Source organism: Pseudomonas sp. Sample_10, assembly GCF_004321495.1.
Taxonomy (GTDB): domain Bacteria; phylum Pseudomonadota; class Gammaproteobacteria; order Pseudomonadales; family Pseudomonadaceae; genus Aquipseudomonas.
In genome coordinates, this window is sequence record NZ_RCOE01000307.1 from 16,172 (window position 1) to 34,355 (window position 18,184).

Annotated in this window: 17 protein-coding genes; 6 read left to right on the top strand and 11 right to left on the bottom strand. The window is 56.7% G+C overall.

Annotated elements, in window-relative coordinates; genetic code table 11:
- Positions 1-40 precede the first annotated feature (40 nt).
- The 5 genes from purB (at position 41) to aceA (ending at position 5,930) form a co-directional block, all read left to right on the top strand.
- Positions 41-1,411, top strand: coding sequence for an adenylosuccinate lyase (purB, locus tag D8U18_RS28560; protein ID WP_131109278.1), 1,371 nt, complete (start codon positions 41-43; stop codon positions 1,409-1,411).
- A gap of 86 nt (positions 1,412-1,497) precedes the next feature.
- A complete protein-coding gene (locus D8U18_RS28565; protein ID WP_130906286.1) occupies positions 1,498-2,667 on the top strand; it encodes a cupin domain-containing protein in 1,170 nt (389 codons plus the stop codon).
- Positions 2,660-3,085 carry a GNAT family N-acetyltransferase gene (locus D8U18_RS28570; RefSeq protein ID WP_111287945.1) on the top strand — a complete coding sequence of 142 codons (426 nt, stop codon included), beginning with the start codon at positions 2,660-2,662 and terminating at the stop codon, positions 3,083-3,085. Before D8U18_RS28565 ends, D8U18_RS28570 begins: the two co-directional genes overlap by 8 nt.
- Positions 3,086-3,366: 281 nt before the next feature.
- Positions 3,367-4,128: a secretin N-terminal domain-containing protein gene (locus tag D8U18_RS28580; protein WP_056854617.1), complete on the top strand. Its 762-nt coding sequence runs from the start codon at positions 3,367-3,369 to the stop codon at positions 4,126-4,128.
- A gap of 476 nt (positions 4,129-4,604) precedes the next feature.
- Positions 4,605-5,930, top strand: coding sequence for an isocitrate lyase (aceA, locus tag D8U18_RS28585; RefSeq protein WP_056854618.1), 1,326 nt, complete (start codon positions 4,605-4,607; stop codon positions 5,928-5,930).
- A 295-nt stretch (positions 5,931-6,225) separates the two neighbouring features.
- Here the strand turns inward: aceA and leuS are convergent, their stop codons facing one another.
- The 11 genes from leuS to D8U18_RS29195 all read right to left on the bottom strand — a co-directional run bounded on the left by leuS (position 6,226) and on the right by D8U18_RS29195 (position 16,695).
- Positions 6,226-8,817 carry a leucine--tRNA ligase gene (leuS, locus tag D8U18_RS28590; RefSeq protein WP_015094386.1) on the bottom strand — a complete coding sequence of 864 codons (2,592 nt, stop codon included), beginning with the start codon at positions 8,815-8,817 and terminating at the stop codon, positions 6,226-6,228.
- Positions 8,818-8,895: 78 nt separating this feature from the next.
- Positions 8,896-9,603 carry a hypothetical protein gene (locus D8U18_RS29180; RefSeq protein WP_241664365.1) on the bottom strand — a complete coding sequence of 236 codons (708 nt, stop codon included), beginning with the start codon at positions 9,601-9,603 and terminating at the stop codon, positions 8,896-8,898.
- Complete coding sequence (locus D8U18_RS29185) at positions 9,518-10,105, bottom strand: MFS transporter (RefSeq protein ID WP_241664366.1); 588 nt, start codon at positions 10,103-10,105, stop codon at positions 9,518-9,520. Before D8U18_RS29185 ends, D8U18_RS29180 begins: the two co-directional genes overlap by 86 nt.
- Entirely contained in the window at positions 10,102-11,217 is a 1,116-nt protein-coding gene (locus tag D8U18_RS28600) for a histidinol-phosphate transaminase (RefSeq protein ID WP_131109282.1), read from the bottom strand. Before D8U18_RS28600 ends, D8U18_RS29185 begins: the two co-directional genes overlap by 4 nt.
- Positions 11,214-11,957, bottom strand: a complete 744-nt coding sequence (locus tag D8U18_RS28605) for a class II aldolase/adducin family protein (RefSeq protein ID WP_015094383.1) — start codon at positions 11,955-11,957, stop codon at positions 11,214-11,216. Before D8U18_RS28605 ends, D8U18_RS28600 begins: the two co-directional genes overlap by 4 nt.
- Positions 11,945-12,916 (bottom strand): C-terminal binding protein, encoded by a 972-nt coding sequence (locus tag D8U18_RS28610; RefSeq protein ID WP_241664367.1) that lies wholly within the window; start codon positions 12,914-12,916, stop codon positions 11,945-11,947. The genes D8U18_RS28605 and D8U18_RS28610 overlap by 13 nt, the downstream gene beginning before the upstream one ends.
- Before the next feature lie 72 nt (positions 12,917-12,988).
- Positions 12,989-13,978, bottom strand: a complete 990-nt coding sequence (locus D8U18_RS28615; RefSeq protein WP_015094381.1) for an ornithine cyclodeaminase family protein — start codon at positions 13,976-13,978, stop codon at positions 12,989-12,991.
- A gap of 106 nt (positions 13,979-14,084) precedes the next feature.
- The gene (locus D8U18_RS28620; RefSeq protein ID WP_015094380.1) at positions 14,085-14,609 is read right to left on the bottom strand and encodes a MaoC family dehydratase; all 525 of its coding nucleotides are present in this window, start codon (positions 14,607-14,609) and stop codon (positions 14,085-14,087) included.
- Between the two features lie 10 nt (positions 14,610-14,619).
- Positions 14,620-15,447 carry a CoA ester lyase gene (locus tag D8U18_RS28625; RefSeq protein ID WP_015094379.1) on the bottom strand — a complete coding sequence of 276 codons (828 nt, stop codon included), beginning with the start codon at positions 15,445-15,447 and terminating at the stop codon, positions 14,620-14,622.
- A 9-nt stretch (positions 15,448-15,456) separates the two neighbouring features.
- Entirely contained in the window at positions 15,457-16,029 is a 573-nt protein-coding gene (locus tag D8U18_RS29190) for an aminotransferase class I/II-fold pyridoxal phosphate-dependent enzyme (RefSeq protein ID WP_241664368.1), read from the bottom strand.
- On the bottom strand, positions 16,030-16,695 hold the full coding sequence (locus D8U18_RS29195) for a hypothetical protein (protein ID WP_241664369.1): 666 nt from the start codon (positions 16,693-16,695) through the stop codon (positions 16,030-16,032).
- A gap of 383 nt (positions 16,696-17,078) precedes the next feature.
- Here D8U18_RS29195 and D8U18_RS28635 point away from each other — a divergent pair, with 383 nt between their 5' ends.
- Complete coding sequence (locus D8U18_RS28635) at positions 17,079-17,840, top strand: SDR family oxidoreductase (protein ID WP_015094377.1); 762 nt, start codon at positions 17,079-17,081, stop codon at positions 17,838-17,840.
- Positions 17,841-18,184: the final 344 nt, after the last annotated feature.

Sequence of the window (18,184 nt, forward strand, 5' to 3'; positions counted from 1 at the left end):
ACGCGCCCCATTTCGTTGCCCGACTGTCCGAGAACACCCCATGCAGCTTTCTTCGCTCACTGCGGTTTCCCCTGTTGACGGCCGCTACGCCGGCAAAACCCAGGCCCTGCGCCCAATTTTCAGCGAGTACGGCCTGATCCGTGCCCGCGTTCTGGTTGAAGTGCGCTGGCTCCAGCGCCTGGCCGCTCACCCTGCCATCAGCGAAGTGCCGGCGTTCTCCGCCGAAGCCAACGCTGTATTGAATGCCCTGGCGGAAAATTTCTCTCTGGAACACGCCGAGCGCGTCAAAGAGATCGAGCGCACCACCAACCACGACGTCAAAGCCATCGAATACCTGCTCAAAGAGCAAGCGGCCAAACTGCCGGAGTTGGCCAAGGTCAGCGAATTCATCCACTTTGCCTGCACCAGCGAGGACATCAACAACCTGTCCCACGCCCTGATGCTGCGCGAAGGCCGTGATGACGTGATGCTGCCGCTGATGCGCCAGACCGCCAACGCCATCCGCGAGCTGGCCATCCGCTTCGCCGACGTGCCGATGCTGTCGCGCACCCACGGTCAACCGGCCTCGCCGACCACCCTGGGCAAAGAACTGGCCAACGTGGTCTACCGCCTGGAGCGCCAGATCGCTCAAGTCGCTGCCGTGCCACTGCTGGGCAAGATCAACGGCGCTGTCGGCAACTACAACGCTCACCTGTCGGCCTACCCCGAGATCGACTGGGAAGCCAACGCCCGCGCCTTCATCGAAGACGAGCTGGGCCTGGGCTTCAACCCGTACACCACGCAGATCGAGCCGCATGACTACATTGCCGAGCTGTTCGACGCGATCGCCCGCTTCAACACCATTCTGATCGACTTCGACCGTGATATCTGGGGCTACATCTCCCTGGGTTATTTCAAACAGCGCACCATCGCTGGCGAAATCGGTTCGTCGACCATGCCGCACAAGGTCAACCCGATCGACTTCGAAAACTCCGAAGGCAACCTGGGCATCGCCAACGCACTGTTCCAGCACCTGGCGAGCAAACTGCCGATCTCCCGCTGGCAGCGCGACCTGACCGACTCCACCGTACTGCGCAACCTCGGTGTCGGCTTCGCCCACAGCGTGATCGCGTACGAAGCCAGCCTCAAGGGCATCAGCAAACTGGAGCTCAACGATCAGAAGATTGCCGCTGACCTGGACGCGTGCTGGGAAGTATTGGCCGAGCCGATCCAGACCGTGATGCGTCGCTACAACATCGAAAACCCGTACGAAAAGCTGAAAGAATTGACCCGCGGCAAGGGCATCAGCCCGCAAGCGCTGCAGACTTTCATCGACGGCCTGGACATGCCAGCCGCCGCCAAGGCCGAGCTGAAATTGCTCACCCCGGCCAACTACATCGGTAACGCTGTAGAGCAAGCCAAACGCATCTGATCGACCGCTGGACCCCTTTAAGACGCCCGGCCGCGCCGGGCGTTTTTATTCCCGTATGAAAAGTGCTTTTTTTCAATAGGTTACACATGAATCCTGACACTCCTCTTCAACTTCTGGGCGGCATCACTGCACGGGAATTCCTGCGCGACTACTGGCAGAAAAAACCACTGCTGATCCGTCAGGCGATTCCTGATTTCGAAAGCCCGATCGACGCCGACGAACTGGCCGGCCTGGCGCTGGAAGAAGAAGTTGAATCGCGCCTGATCATCGAGAACGGCGAGCGTCCATGGGAACTGCGTCGCGGCCCGTTTGCCGAGGACGAATTCAGCAAGTTGCCGGAGCGCGACTGGACCCTGCTGGTTCAAGCGGTCGACCAGTTCGTACCGGAAGTCAGTGAACTGCTGGAAAACTTCCGTTTCCTGCCAAGCTGGCGCATCGACGATGTGATGATCAGCTTTGCTGCCCCGGGTGGCAGCGTCGGTCCGCACTTCGACAACTACGATGTTTTCCTGCTGCAAGGCCACGGCAAGCGCAACTGGAAGATTGGCCAGATGTGCGATTCCGAAAGCCCGCTGCTGCAACACGCCGACTTGCGCATCCTCGCTGATTTCGAAGCGACCGATGAATGGGTCCTGGAGCCGGGCGACATGCTGTACCTGCCGCCGCGCCTGGCCCACTGCGGCGTCGCCGTCGACGACTGCCTGACCTACTCGGTCGGCTTCCGCGCACCGAGCGCCGCTGAAGTGCTGACTCACTTCACCGACTTCCTCAGCCAGTTCCTGCCGGACGAAGAACGCTACACCGACGCCGACGCCTTGCCGGCCGCCGACCCGCACCAGATCCAGCACGACGCCCTCGATCGCCTGAAAAGCCTGCTGGCCGAACACATGAGCGACGAGCGCCTGCTGCTGACCTGGTTCGGCCAGTTCATGACCGAGCCGCGCTATCCAGAGCTGGTGGTCGGCCCTGAAGACCTCGCAGAAGACGACGTCCTGGGTGCGCTGGAGCAAGGCGCCGTCTTGATCCGCAACCCGAGCGCGCGCCTGGCCTGGTCGGAAGTCGATGACGACTTGCTGTTGTTCGCCAGCGGCCAGAGTCGTTATCTGCCGGGCAAACTGCGCGAACTGCTGAAGATGATCTGCGCCGCCGACGCCCTGCACGTCGACAACCTTGGCGATTGGCTCAGCGACGAAGACGGTCGCGGCCTGCTCTGCGAGCTGGTCAAGCAAGGAAGCCTGGGGTTCGCCGATGAATAAGATTCACGTACGTGTCGCAGACTGGCAAAAGGACAACGCCGAGATCCGGCGCATTCGTGAAACGGTGTTCGTCGCCGAGCAATGCGTACCGCCTGAACTGGAATGGGACGCCGACGATGCAACGGCCGTGCATTTCCTTGCATTCGAAGGCGACTTCCCCATTGGCACCGCACGCCTGCTGCCGGACGGTCACATCGGCCGGGTGTCGGTCCTCAAGGACTGGCGCGGCTTGAAAGTCGGCGACGCGCTGATGCAGGCCGTAATCGGTGAAGCCGAAGAACGCGGGCTCAAGCAGCAAATGCTCAGCGCCCAGGTGCAAGCCACGGCGTTCTATGAACGCCTGGGTTTCAACATGGTCAGTGAGGAGTTCCTCGAAGCCGGAATCCCGCATGTGGACATGGTTCGCCATTCTGCCTGAGGTTTAAGGCTTAAGGCTTAAGGCTTAAGGCTTAAGGCTTAAGGTTTGATCCCTGTGGCGAGGGAGCTTGCTCCCGCTGGGACGCGAAGCGGCCCTGAAAATTTTAGGGCCGCTGCGCAGCCCAGCGGGAGCAAGCTCCCTCGCCACAAAAGCTTCGATCGCATCACAAAACGCCCCGACATCGCGAGATGCCGGGGCGTTTTGCTGTCTACGATTCAACTTGCCCCACCCCAGGCCGACAAACTGGCAATATCAAGCCTTTGATTGCGGAGATAACGGATATGTCCCTACGCACCCTGCTCACCACACTGCTGGTGAGCTGCAGTTTTTCGGTCATGGCAGCCACCGAAATCGTGCCTTTGAATTACCACACCAGCGCCGACATGTTACCCGTGGCACAAGACTTCATCGGCAAGGACGGCAACGTCAGCGCCTACGGAAATCAGTTAATAGTCAATGCCGATCAACGCAAGATCGACGAACTTAAAGCGCTGATCGGCCAACTCGACACCGCACCCAAGCGCCTGCTGATCACCGTCGACACCAACGACAACAACGTACAGGGCGATCAGGGTTATTCAGTCAACGGCGCCAAGCCCGGCCAAACTCGCATCATCAGCCGTAGCACCGCCAGTCGTGACGGCGGAATTCAACAAGTCCAGGCCACCGATGGCATGCCGGCGCTGATCCAGGTCGGCCAGAGCGTACCGCTGACCAGCACCCAGAGCGACTCCTACGGCGACCTGCGCAGCCAGACTGAATACCGCAACGTCACCCAGGGTTTTTACGTCACCGCCAACGTCACCGGCGAAATCGTCCACCTGTCGATCAGTACCAACCGTGACCGCTTGAGCCAGGAACGTCCCGATGTAGTGAACGTACAAAGTACCGACACAACCGTCACCGGACGTCTTGGTGAATGGATCCTGCTGGCCGGGGTCAATGGCCAGACCCAGGCCGACAAACAGGGCATAGCCCGCAGCTACTCGACACAGAGCCGCAATGACATGACCCTGCGCGTGAAAGTCGACACTTTGGACTAAGTCATCGAAAACTGACTGATTAGTCGTATTAGACCAAAGATGTAGTGCCTGAAAAAAAGCACTACAAAACGTTTGACGAGCCAAAAAAGCAAAGGCATGATGGCCTCGCTCCCGCTAATCAGAGGCCCTGGCAAGGGCCTTCGAAGCGCCGCCCGCACCTACCCCGCGAGCCGTTTCGTGTCTGTACCGCCCACAAGGTGTGTTTGACGAGGTTGCCGACTGGAACGAAGTTGTCCCGAGGGACGGAAGCGTATTTAGGTAAACCCGGCATCACACTGAAGTTCGCACCAAGGCCCACGACGCCCCAATGCGCCCACCAGTTCGCCCTTACCTGCTCACTTCCCCTCGAGCCCATCGTTCATCCCGTCGCCACCCCCGCCGAATCCGACTTGACCGCCTAAGCTTCTGGTCAGCGAGCGCAGGAATTTTCCACCGCAGAACAACTTTTCATAAAAGACGCGACGAGGTTTATCTCCATGGCACTGACACGCGAACAGCAAATTGCAGCCCTCGAAAAAGACTGGGCTGAAAACCCGCGCTGGAAAGGCGTGACACGCACTTACTCCGCTGCTGACGTCGTCCGCCTGCGTGGCTCGGTTCAACCTGAGCACACCTTTGCAAAAATGGGCGCCGAGAAGCTGTGGAACCTGGTTACCCAGGGTGCCAAGCCAGCCTTCCGTCCTGAGAAAGATTTCGTCAACTGCATGGGCGCCCTGACCGGCGGCCAGGCTGTGCAACAAGTCAAAGCCGGTATCCAGGCAATCTACCTGTCGGGCTGGCAAGTGGCTGCGGACAACAACTCCGCCGAATCGATGTACCCGGACCAGTCGCTGTACCCGGTGGACTCGGTTCCAACCGTGGTCAAGCGCATCAACAACTCGTTCCGTCGTGCCGACCAGATCCAGTGGAAAGCCGGCAAGAACCCGGGCGATGACGGCTACATCGACTACTTCGCACCGATCGTGGCTGACGCTGAAGCCGGTTTCGGCGGCGTACTGAACGCTTACGAGCTGATGAAGAGCATGATCGAAGCAGGCGCCGCCGGCGTTCACTTCGAAGACCAATTGGCTTCCGTGAAGAAATGCGGCCACATGGGTGGCAAAGTACTGGTTCCTACCCAGGAAGCCGTACAGAAGCTGACCGCTGCACGTCTGGCTGCTGACGTTGCCGGTACGCCGACCATCATCCTGGCTCGTACCGACGCGAACGCTGCGGACCTGCTGACTTCCGACTGCGACCCGTACGACCAGCCGTTCGTAACGGGCGAACGCACCCAGGAAGGTTTCTACAAAGTGCGCGCCGGCCTGGACCAGGCGATCGCTCGTGGCCTGGCTTACGCTCCGTACGCCGACCTGATCTGGTGCGAAACCGCCAAGCCAGACCTGGAAGAGGCGCGTCGCTTCGCTGAAGCGATCAAAAAGGAATACCCGGACCAACTGCTGTCCTACAACTGCTCGCCTTCCTTCAACTGGAAGAAGAACCTGGACGACGCGACCATCGCCAAGTTCCAGCGCGAACTGTCCGCCATGGGCTACAAGCACCAGTTCATCACCCTGGCCGGCATTCACAACATGTGGCACAGCATGTTCAACCTGGCGCACGACTACGCCCGCAACGACATGACTGCCTACGTGAAGCTGCAAGAGCAGGAATTCGCTGACGCATCGAAGGGCTACACCTTCGTGGCTCACCAGCAGGAAGTGGGCACCGGCTACTTCGACGACATGACCACCGTGATCCAGGGTGGCTCGTCTTCGGTAACCGCACTGACCGGCTCGACTGAAGAAGAACAGTTCCACTGATCTGCTTCGCCTGAGACATCAGCCGCTGCGGACCGGATAGAAAGCTAACCGCAGCGCTGCACATCTGACGCCCCGACCGCCTGGTTCGGGGCGTTTTTTTGTCTGCGATTTAACCAACACTGCAAAACCCCGGTAGGAGCTGACGAGTGAAACGAGGCTGCGATCTTTTGATCTTGCTTCTAAAAAACAAAGTCAAAAGATCGCAGCCTCGTTTCACTCGTCAGCTCCTACAAAGGTCGGCGGCAGTCTGGGCAAAAACGTTGCTCCATCTCTAAGCGGAGTGAGCGACCGGGAATCAGATAACGAAGTTAACCAGTCGATTGGGCACCACAATCATCCTGCCCGCGCCTTCCAGATAACTGCGCAACACCGGATCAGCCAATGCCTGGCTCCGTATCGCATCGTGATCGGCATCAACCTGGATCATGATGTCCCCACGCAACTTGCCGTTGACTTGCACCATCATTTTTACTTCGTTCTGTTTCAAGGCTTCATTGTCGGGTACCGGCCACGAACTGTCGTAGATGTCACCTGCGAAACCCAGTTCCGCCCAGAGTGTCTGGGCGATGTGCGGCGTAACGGGATACAGGACCTGCAACAGGATCGCCATCCCCTCACGGGCCGCGTGCGGGCCAGCCGACCTGCCGCCCTCCAGCACCTTGAACATCTTCATCGCACCCGAAACCACAGTGTTGTATTGCAGCCGTTCGTAATCGTTGTTGATCTGCTGCAGCAAGCGATGTATCTCAAAGCGCACGCGTCTGGATTCGGCAACGTCCTCAACCCGAGCATCCCCACCATCCGGGGCCCGGCTGTCACAGGCAAAAGTCCATAGCCGGCGCAGGAAGCGATAAGCACCCTCCACCCCACTGTCGCTCCAGATCGTGTCCTGGTCGGGAGGTCCCGCGAAAATAGTAAACAAACGGGCAGTGTCGGCGCCGAACGTGTTGATGATGTCCTTCGGCTCGACGACGTTGTTCTTCGACTTGGACATTTTCTCCACGCCGCCAATGGTGACGGGCAAACCGTCCTCAAGCGCCGTAGCCTTTACCGGGCGACCTTTTTCATCGTACTCGACCGTCACCTGCGCGGGATAAAACCATCGCCGACTGCCATCATCCGCTTTGCGGTAATAACTTTCCCGCAACAGCATGCCTTGGGTGAACAGGTTCTTGAACGGTTCGCTGAACGCCACCAGCCCTTCATCCCGCATAGCCCGGGTCCAGAACCTGGCGTACAGCAAATGCAGCACAGCATGCTCGATACCGCCGATGTATTGATCGACGGGCATCCAGTATTGGCTGCCTGGCCCCACCATCGCGGTAGCACTGTCGGGATCGCAGTAGCGCATGAAGTACCAGCTTGAGTCGACGAAGGTATCCATGGTGTCCGTTTCTCGAAGCGCCGGCGCCGCGCAGCGAGGGCAAGCCACATGGCGAAATCCTTCATGTTCCAGTAACGGGTTTGCGCTGCCGTCGGGAACACAATCGGTGGGTAACACCACGGGCAGATCTGCGTAAGGTACCGGGATGTCGCCACATTGTTCACAATGGATGATGGGAATTGGGGTTCCCCAGTACCGCTGCCGTGAAATCCCCCAATCGCGCAGGCGCCACGTGGTGGTTTCCTCGCCCATGCCACATTCAACCAACGCCGCGACGATGGCCTGAGTGGCCTGTTCGACTGTCAGCCCATCGAAGGTGCCGGAGTTGATCAGATGGCCGTCCCGACGGGTGTAATCGTCTGACCAGACCTCGGGCTCGTACGCCTGATCATCGGAGGCAATGACCTGGCGAACAGGCAAACCGTATTGATGGGCAAAGTTGAAGTCACGCTCATCGTGGGCAGGCACGGCCATCAGGGCCCCTTCACCGTATTCGCTGAGCACATAGTTGGTAATCCACAGTGCGACAGGCTCACCGGTCAACGGGTGCTCGACGTGCAAACCGCTGGGAACGCCGATCTTGACCTGAACGCTGGAGGCGGGACCGGCATCCGCCGCTTGACGACACGCCCGCACCTGCAACTCCAGGCTCGGATCAAGCTCCAGAGCCCGCCTGGCCAGTGCATGCTCGGGAGAAATGGCACAGAAGGTCACCCCCATCAGCGTATCCACCCGGGTTGTGAACACCCACAGCTTGCCTGCATCGATAAGTTGCTCCGACGCATCCCGGATCTGGTGGGCAAATGCCAGACGAACACCGCTGGCCTTGCCGATCCAGTTGCGCTGCATGGTGCGCACCCTGTCGGGCCAGCCATCCAGCGTGTCGATGGCCGATAGCAACTCTTCGGCATATTGCGTGATACGCAGGTAGTACCCGGGAATTTCCCGCTTCTCGACCAGCGCCCCCGAGCGCCAGCCTCGACCTTCGATCACCTGCTCATTGGCCAGCACCGTTTGGTCGACAGGGTCCCAGTTGACTATCTGGGTTTTCTTGTAGGCCACGCCCTTTTCCAGCAACTTGAGGAAGAACCACTGACTCCATTTGTAATACTGTGGGTCGCTGGTGGCGATCTCGCGCGACCAATCGAAGGCCAGCCCCAGCGGCTGCATTTGCGCCTTCATGTCCGCAATGTTCAGTCGTGTCCACTCGGCGGGAGAAACACCCGACTGCATGGCCGCATTCTCTGCCGGCAAACCAAAAGCATCCCAGCCCATCGGCATCAGGACATTGAACCCTTTCATGCGTAAATGACGGGCCAACATGTCGTTGATCGTATAGTTGCGAACGTGCCCCATATGCAACTTTCCCGATGGATAGGGAAGCATCGAGCAGGCATAAAACTTCGGCCGACTTTGATCTTCGACCGCCCTGAATACATCACCTTGAAGCCATTTGGCCTGAGCCGTACTTTCAACCCAGACTGGATCATACTGTGGTCGCATAGAGGTTCCTCAACATTGCAGGAGCTGAACAACGACTCGCTCGGCTCACACTCCTTAAAAGTTACCGGTCGATTTGCTTCAGTTCCTGTCCGGCGATGAAATACGGGGCGCTACAGCCGTCCTGGCAGCAACCAAAAGACAGCCGCCTCCGAACAGGAGGCCCAACAGCCCATAAAGACTCCAACTCAGCTGGAAACCGACCCCGCTGATCAACGAGGCGCCCAGCCCTACGGATACCATCCTCGCCCCCGCCAGCACGATCGGAATAAGGGAAAAAAGACTGGCCTGGGTTTGCAATGTGGTTTTCTGTGAAATCAGCGCGGTGATGTAGGTAATGCCGAGAATCTCACCCAGCGTCCAGAAGAAAACAAACGACAGGATCAGAACTGTCTGCTCGAAAAAGGCATAGGCGCCAAATCCGATACCGTAAAAAACCGCAGCCAGGGACAGATTGGTGAGCGCCCCGAAACGCGACGTCAACGCTATCAGTGGTTGCGTCAACACGATCACCATCAACGCATTGACGATACCTACAGCACCGAACACGCTGGCGGCCTTCCCCGCCGTTACCACGTCAAGCCATAGAGGCAGCTGATATTCACGCTGCGCATCCAGCACCGACAACGCAAAGAACATTGCGCCCGCAACGATCACGATCCTTGGCACATCAACCAGTGCGCCGATGGAAGCCCTTCTGGCTTCAGGTACGGCGCTCTGGCGTTCCGGCAGAGCCAGAAAGATACTCGCCAAAAGGCACAACACACTCACGACCATCGCAAAAATCATCAGGTAGTGACTGTCCAGGCCGAGCAAATACCCACCAATCACGAACAGCAGCGCGCCCCCCCAGATTGCTGGCCAGGTGTAAATAGCCAAAGTTGGCGACGCGATTGCTTTCATCCGCCGCCAAGGACGTGAGGACACTAAATACCGGCGTGATCAGGCCCGCACACAGCATGAACAGCAGCACCATCACAATGGATGCGATCGATGAGCTGAACAGTGCAGCAAACAACAAAAACACCGATGAACAAGACGAGGTACAGATCAATAGCACCCGGAAGGAACAACGACCGATCAGCACCCCGCCCAACAGATTGCCCAACAGATAGAACGCCGACATCAGCGTGATTACCAAGGCCACCGCCGAACTGTCGAGCTGGTAGTGGCGCTGGAAAAACAAAGCAGCAAAAGGCCCCAAGGCATTCGCCATGACGAACAGCAACCGAAGCAAAACGATATTGCGCATCCCTTCTGCCATACCGATCCTTTTCAGCAATCCCTTCACTTGAAAATCACCTCGACGCTGCGCAAGTGAGGAACGCTGGCAGCCGTACTGCCGCTGCCAAGCAATATTGCCATCAGGAATGTTTTGAGATCCGACGAAGCAGGAATGGCCACTCGCAACATATTGTGGAGCAGGCCGAAGCTGTGGGGGTACTGCGAACAGTCGCTGACGCGAATTTTGGCCTGAGCGAAAGCGTTGGCCAGACGACCGTCGGACTGATCCTGCAACAGCAAAAAATTCGTATCGCTTTCGTATACGACGATCGCGTTGGCCCGACAGACTTCGATTATTTCACGCTTGATCTGCGCGAGTTTATCGTGAGCCCGCTGCAATGCTTCCCGGTTCTGCAAGCAGAACAGCGCAGCTTTCACCGCCACATGGTTTACATCCCAGGGTCCGCGCACCTTCATCAGTTCACGGATTGATTCCGGTCGCGTGATCACATACCCCAGACGCAACCCGGCAAGGCCAAAGTACTTTGAGAACGAACGGATGACGAACAACTGCCTGGCCGTGTTGAATGTATCCAGACACGAGTGTTGCAGGTACTCAAAGTAGCATTCGTCAACGATCATCGGCTTGTCTTGTCTTACACAAGTCTCGACAAGAGCTTTCAATTGCTCAGGATCAATACGTACGCCCAGAGGATTGTTGGGGTTACACAGGATCAGTCCCTGACAGGTTTGCAAAGCCTCGAGCACAGCCTCGGTCGGCAGCACGAATCTTTGGGCTTGTTTCTCGAAGCCCACGATCACCGGCGCCACGCCATTGACGTCGAGCATCTGGTAATAGAAGGAAAAAACCGGAGAAGGAACTACCACCCGATCCCCGGGCGAAAACACCGACCGTATCACCAGATCGATTGCCTGATCCGCCCCATTGGTCAACAGCAAGCTGTCGGTCGACACCTTGCAGTACTTTGCCAGCTCGCTAAGGAGTGGCTGATAATTGGGGTAGGTGAACAGATCCCGAGGCTTCAATTCGGTGGCCATGAACCGCGCCAGAAACTCATGTAGAAACTGGTTTTCATTCAGATCCAGCAACACCGACGAGAGATCGCGTTCCGGAGACTTCCATAATCCGGAACGCAAGATGTGTCCGTGAAACTTCATTTGTGCATCCCTCCGTAGATCACCTGTTCGCCGAGCTCATACATCTGCCTGACCTCTTCGTCGCTGGCATACACCACCGACTTCCCTGTGGCCGCCGATAAATACTGGCTCGTAATCAATCGACTGATTTCCGCAGTGAATGCCACGGCACGATGAAACGCCTCGGACAGGTCGCGGCCAAAACAGGTAATGCCATGACTGGGCATGACAATGCAGTTGGTGTCGCTGGCGCAGCGGCCAATGGCACTGACATCCAGTTCGACATTCACACCCTCACCAAGAATGCACGGTGGCTTGCCCATCACCAGTGCCGTGTCGTTCGACACGTACTCCATTTCACGCCATTGCATGACAGCGAAGAAGGAAATGACTTCATTGGGATGAAGATGAACCGTGGCATTGACATCAGCGCGACAGCGCATGATTTCCCGGTGCATCTGGTGCCCCAGGCTGGGTCTGAAACGACCGTGCAAAAGCTCATCGGACTGCATATCCAGCACAGCCAGATGTTCAAGACCGCACTCTTCCAGGGAGACGCCGCGGTGTTTGGTGTAGATCACTTCGCGCTGCCAGTATGCGCAGTGGCTTCGTACAGCGATATTGCCCAGCGTATTGACCAACAGCTGTCGCGCCGCCAAGCGCTGACCGTATTGAAGAATACTGCTGCCGATCGCCACGTCGAACCAGGCTGGCAACCCGGATCGGGAAGTTTCAAGTCCCGCCAGTTTTAATTCAGGCATATCCCTTTGCCTCCCCCCGATACGCAATCGGGATTGACCACGGTTTTGATCTTTGTCCCCTGTAGCAGACCCAGAATCGTTTCCAGGGCATTGGCCTTCAAATCGGCCAGAGAGCGTTCGCTGTAAAACGCGGCATGCGGCGTCAATAACACACGCTCATGTTCGATCAGGGCCTGGGGAGGTGCCGGTTCCTCCTGCACGACATCCAGCAGTGCCATTGACACTACCCCGGACTGCAGGGCCAGAAGCAGAGCATTGGTATCGACGATGCCACCTCGCGCAGTATTGACCAGGGTCGCACCGTGCTTCATCCGCGAAAATCGCGCATCGTTCATCAAATGCGCAGTGTCCGGATTAAGAGGCAAATGCAGCGATATGACATCGGCCGTATCGAGCAACGACTCCAGCGTGCCGCCCTGCGCAATACCTTCGACACAGCGCTCGACCCAAGGATCGTAAAAACAAATCCGGTAACCCAGGGCCACCGCTCTGCGCGCCAATGCTCGCCCTGTTGCGCCATAACCGATCAACCCCAGGACCGTATCTGCGCAGGCTTTGACCTCGCCAGTATGAGCTCGCCAGCTCCAGCCGCCCTGCCGGGTGTGCCTGGCGTAGTCGAGAAGCTTGCGCTGGGCAAAGAGAATCAACGCCATGGCGTGCTCCGCGACTTCCTCCGCCCCCACAGAGCCGATGTTGGAGCAAAGAATGCCTTTCGCGCTCAAAGCCTCGACATCCACATCATCAAGGCCAATGGTCGCCTTCACCAACGCGCGGCATCGATGCATCCTGGCCACCAATGGCGCGTCGATGACAACCGAATGAAAGGCGATGATCCCGTCGGCGCGGGCCAATTGTTCATCCGAGGGCCGGGATGTGACCTCCAGGCTATAGGGCTGATGCGCCGAACCCGAGACATACTCCCCAGGGTCGACATAATTCACTCTCCGCGAATCGATCATCAGAATATTCATGAGCTTCTCCTCCTTCCCTAGCAGTAGCATTGCCGATTCAAATTTCGCGCCTGGCAGCCCTCAGCCGCTGAGGTAGTCGCAGTGTTTGCCGATGTTCCGTGCCATGGCCACGTCATATAGGCAGGCAGCGACCACCATGTCCTGACTGGCGTGGCCGACGCTGCGGAAATAACTCAGACCTTGTTTATGCGTTACTGGCGAAGGCTGCTCGACGGCTAAAGCACCGATTTCCCGGATGTCCTTTACACCAATCACCGACAACGCCAACGCCTGTGCAATTTCGCCCGACTCACGACATGCGGCGTCCAAATGATCGACATGAACTTGAGCGTTGCCCAGTAACCGGGGATCGATCTCGCATGCCTGAAGCGTACTGCCACCAATGGCATTGATATGGGCATCGGATTTGAGCTGATGCACTCCAATCAAGGGCAGTGGACTGTCATGGGAGGTCGTCGTGCAGACTATGTCCGCATCAGCCAGCGCCTCCTCCATGCGGTTGACGGCCTCGACCGGCAGCGCAAGCTCAATGGACAGGCGCTCGGCCAAAGCGACACTTTTGGCCAGGCAACGGGAAAATATCCTGACCTGCCCCAGATCTCTGATAGCGGCCATCGCCTTGGTATGCGCTGCGGCCTGAGCCCCAGCACCGATCACCGCCAGATTGAGTCGCTCCCGCGGGCAGAGCTTGTCCGTCGCCAGGGCACTCATGGCACTGGTACGAATCGCCGTCAGGGCTGCACTGTCAATCATGGCTAGCAACCTCCCGCTGTCGATATCGATCAGCAAAACCGCGCCATTGACCCCCGATAACCCATGCATAGCGTTGCCGGGATGAAACGACGACACTTTGATGCCCAGAGTCTGGCTTCCGGGCAAAAAGGCCGGCATGAACAAAGAGAATGCTTTCTGTCGCTCGTGTGTGATGATCGAACGTTGCGGAACCACAGGAGGCGAGAGTGCAAACCCCCGGTGGGCTTTTTCGAGTGCGCGAACAAGCGTTAGTAACTCGACACAACGCCCGATATCTTCGCGATTAAGAAGCAGCATGGCTTTTCCTTTTCCATCAAAGCTTTTCGAAGATACGGGCCATCCTCGAGCCGGCAGCACTCATGCTTGAGTGCCTCCATCCATCGACATCGCCATCCCGAGACGCCTAGCCGACCGGGTAGTCTTGGGAATGCCCTTGCTTGGGAACCAAAAAGGTGCGCAGGTAAGTGATCACGGGGGTGTCATCCTGCTTACGACCAATCACCCTGATGGTGACAATGCCTTGCCCCGGACGCGATCGGGATTCACGCTTGGAGACAACCTCGCTCTCGGCGTACAAGGTGTCGCCGACATAAACCGGATTTGGCAGACGAATTTCGTCCCAGCCCAGGTTTGCGATCGCCCGGGCACTCATTGTCGCTACCGTCATGCCGCTGATAATCGACAAGGTCACCGAACTGTTGACCAGCAATTTCCCGAATTCGGTGCGCTGGGCATAAGCAACGTCGATATGTGCAGGATGGTTGTTCATGTTCACCAGTGACTGCCAGATGTTGTCCAGCTCAGTCACAGTTCGGCCGGGGCGGTGCTCGAATACATCCCCAACCACAAACTCTTCGTAGTGCAAGCCATAAGACTCCCGGTAGCGATTTGCACCGATCCGTACATGGGCCGAAATCATCGGTTCCATAACCTTCTCCTCAAAGGCCCAGTTCCTGGGCGCGCTGGATAAGTTTCCTGGCTTGCTTCACAAACGGCGGTCCCACCATGAGGTTTTTCAACCGGGTGATTTTTTCACCACTGTTCTCCGCAGCCTGCACAACTGCCAAAGCATGTTCGTACTCAGCGATGGAAGGAGTGAACACATCATTGATGATGGGAATCTGCCTTGGGTGAATGGAGGTCTTGCCACTGAATCCCAACTCCCGGGTGTCCTGGCATTCCTTCAGCAGCCCCGCCTCGTCGTCGAGATTGAAGTAAGCGGTGTCGAACGCGGGAATACCCGCGGCGCTTGCGGCCGCGACGATGCTCCCACGGGCATGCAGGATGTTGCTCCAGCCACCGATCTGCACCCCCAGGCTGGCCGCATAGTCGGCGGAACCAAAGATCAGTCCATCGGCACTCGATGCAATGGCGTAAATATCCCGCAGACAGGCCGGTGTTTCGACGGTGACCAGTATTTTCGGACTTTCTCCATCACGACTTAAATTGGCGCGCACCACCTCTATCTCCGCCGCCGCTTCGGTCATTGCCAGGACAACGAACTCGGGCCGCTGGTCAAGTGATTGCACCAGCAGCAGATCGAGCAACCCTTGATTGTCCCGCAGAGGATTGATACGCAGTGCTGTACGCTGCGTAACACGGGAACGATAGAACTGTTCGACACACAACCGGGCTTCAGCTTTCCCAGAGAGCGGAACACCGTCCTCCAGATCAATCACCATGACATCCGTCAGAGCACTCTTGGCGTATTGCTCAGGGTGCAAGGCGGAGCAATACAGCAAACTTCTTGGTGTGGGATTGGACATCGCAACCTCTCAACGCTGGACAGGTTTCAGGTTCAGACGGGCCTCTTTGACCGCTGCCTGGACAGCGGAGCAGAAGCTCCGGACATCTTCTTGGGACATGTCTGCACGCATCATCACGCGCAAACCGGATTTGTTCCTGGCCACGATGGGAAAGAATACTGCCGAGGTGTAATACCCGCGTTTGAAGACACCCTCCGAAACAGAAATCGCCATATCCGGACTGTCTAATGGGATAACCCGAATCGGTAGACCCGACCCCGCGTGCTCCGTCGCAAACAAGCTGTCGAACAGGCAAATATTGGCACTAAGCTTCTGCTGCAAAACGCCAAGCTCACTGGTCTTGTGAATATCCAGAGAAGCCATGGCAGCGCCTATAGCGGCGGGATTCACATATTGCGAATAGGACATTGGCCCGCCAAAACGACGGAAAATCTTCTGATAGTTGGCCTTCTCCGACATGAATATACCGCCTCCATTGGCGCCAAATGCCTTGGCCAATGAATAAACCAACAGGGTCCGCGGATTGAGCTCAGGCAGGAAAGTACGAATATAACCCTCACCCCGCTCGCCATAGGCGCTCAATCAATGAGAATCATCGAAGTAGAGAAACAGCCCAAACTTGTCCTGCAAAGCCAACAGCCGCTCAATAGGCGCACTTCCCCCCATACTGTAAGCACCGTCAGCAACATACGCGACCAAAGGATGACGCTTGCACATATCCTCGATGAAATCGACATCATTGTGATTGCAAGTGACAACCTGCGTTTCATCACCGCAGATGGCCTTGACCTGGTTCAGTGCAAAATGGGCATGTTTATCAAAGATCAAAAAGGGCCGCTGGCCATCAGTAAACATACCGGCTGCCAGCAGGGGAAGAGACGCGACGATGCCCGCGCTGCAGGAAGTCGCTGTGAATGCTCGACAATTGAAATGGGCAGATAAGGCGTCTTCAAGCTCATCGAGCTCTTTCAACCTTATTCGGATACGCGAAGTGGGCAAATTCACGGTACCGCAACTCAGCACATAATCTGCAGCACGTCGCGCCAGACGTTCATCTACCTCAAGCCCCAAATATGAACAAGAGCACATATTCATGAATTCATGACCGTTCTGGTCTTGCATGCGCCCCTGTCGAGTATGCTCGATACTCAAATCGGTAAGCCCCGACTCTTGTGCAAGCCCCCAGGAGGGATTACCCATTTCGACGGATCTGGCAGTGTTGATATATTTATTTTTTTGCTCTGACATACACGACCTCTCTATGACCGATGACACATGAAGAGCCAGTACAACAGCAAAATTCAATACACCAGCCACTTCATGCCAGCCCAATTAGCCTTACACACTCATTTCTTTCCGGCAACTCAGAAAAGTCTGTAATTTACGAATGAAAGTTCCGTAGGAATTTTCGCCAAAACCAAACCGAAATACTAACAAAGCTTCAACAGATAGATATTTACGCAAGTGCAATCCTGATGAGAAATTATACCCAACGCTGCTCTGAATTATCATGTAACTAACCAAGATAGTTTTGTTAGATCCCACGCCAGCAAAATGCAGATCCCTCTCTATATTCAAACGTTACGCCTACTTGAACTATTTGCACCCAACCACCAAACGGAGGTTCCTTCATGGAAGGAAGATTAAAAGGTAAGCGAGCTCTAATAACAGGCGCATCGGCAGGCATTGGAAGAGCAATAGCCGAAGCTTTCATTGCGCAGGGGGCCGACGTTTTCATTACCGCACGCACTGATGAAGCCGGCGCGCGTGCAGTTATTGAAATAGCCGAGCGTCTTGAACAGCGGGCCAGTTTCATGCTTATGGATGCCGAAAGCTGTAGCGTAAATGCGCTCTTCGAGAAAGCGCACGCAGACATCGGACCGATAGATATACTTGTCAATAATCCCGCATTCATAACCCGCACTCCATTTCTGGAGCTGAGCGGCGATGAGTACGAACGCACCCTTGCAGTCAACCTCCGCTTCCCCTTCTTTGCAACTCAACGCTTTGCAAAAGATTGCATAGCACGCAAACAGGGCGGCAGCATCATTAACATTTCATCGGTCAGCGCCTTCAAGGCAGTCAGCCGAATGTCAGCGTATCAAGCCAGCAAGGCAGCACTGTCGATGCTTACACGAAGCTGTGCCTTGGAACTGGCTCCCTATGGCATCAGGGTCAACACCCTTTCACCTGGACTGACCGCCACCAACGGCAACGCCAACCAGTGGCGGGACGCTCCAGAGCTATGGCAGAACAGAAAAAAAGAGATTCCAATGCAGCGCGCCGGAATTCCCTCGGATATGACGGGCGCTGCCATCCTCCTGGCATCCGATGAGTCATCATGGATGACCGGTGCTGATCTGGTAATTGATGGGGGGCACAGCTGTATTTAGAGAACCTTAAAGTCGCAGCAGACTTTATGTTTTTTTCCTATTGGCACGAGGCATAGCAAGGTCGTACCTGTCGCCTCTGATCTGCTTGGCCTAAACAACTGGCCGTTGCGGACCGAAAGCCAACCGCAACGCCGCACATCTGATACCCCGACCTGGTTCGGGGCGTTTTTGCCTGAGATATACAATCACCGCCGAACCCTGTGGGAGCGGGCTTGCCCGCAATTACGGTGGATCATCAAGCGCATGGTTGGCTGACACACCGCCATCGCGGGCAAGCCCGCTCCCACAACGGGCGATGGTGATTCAGGGAAAAACATTGTTCCAGAGCAGTTTCTCGCTCGGAA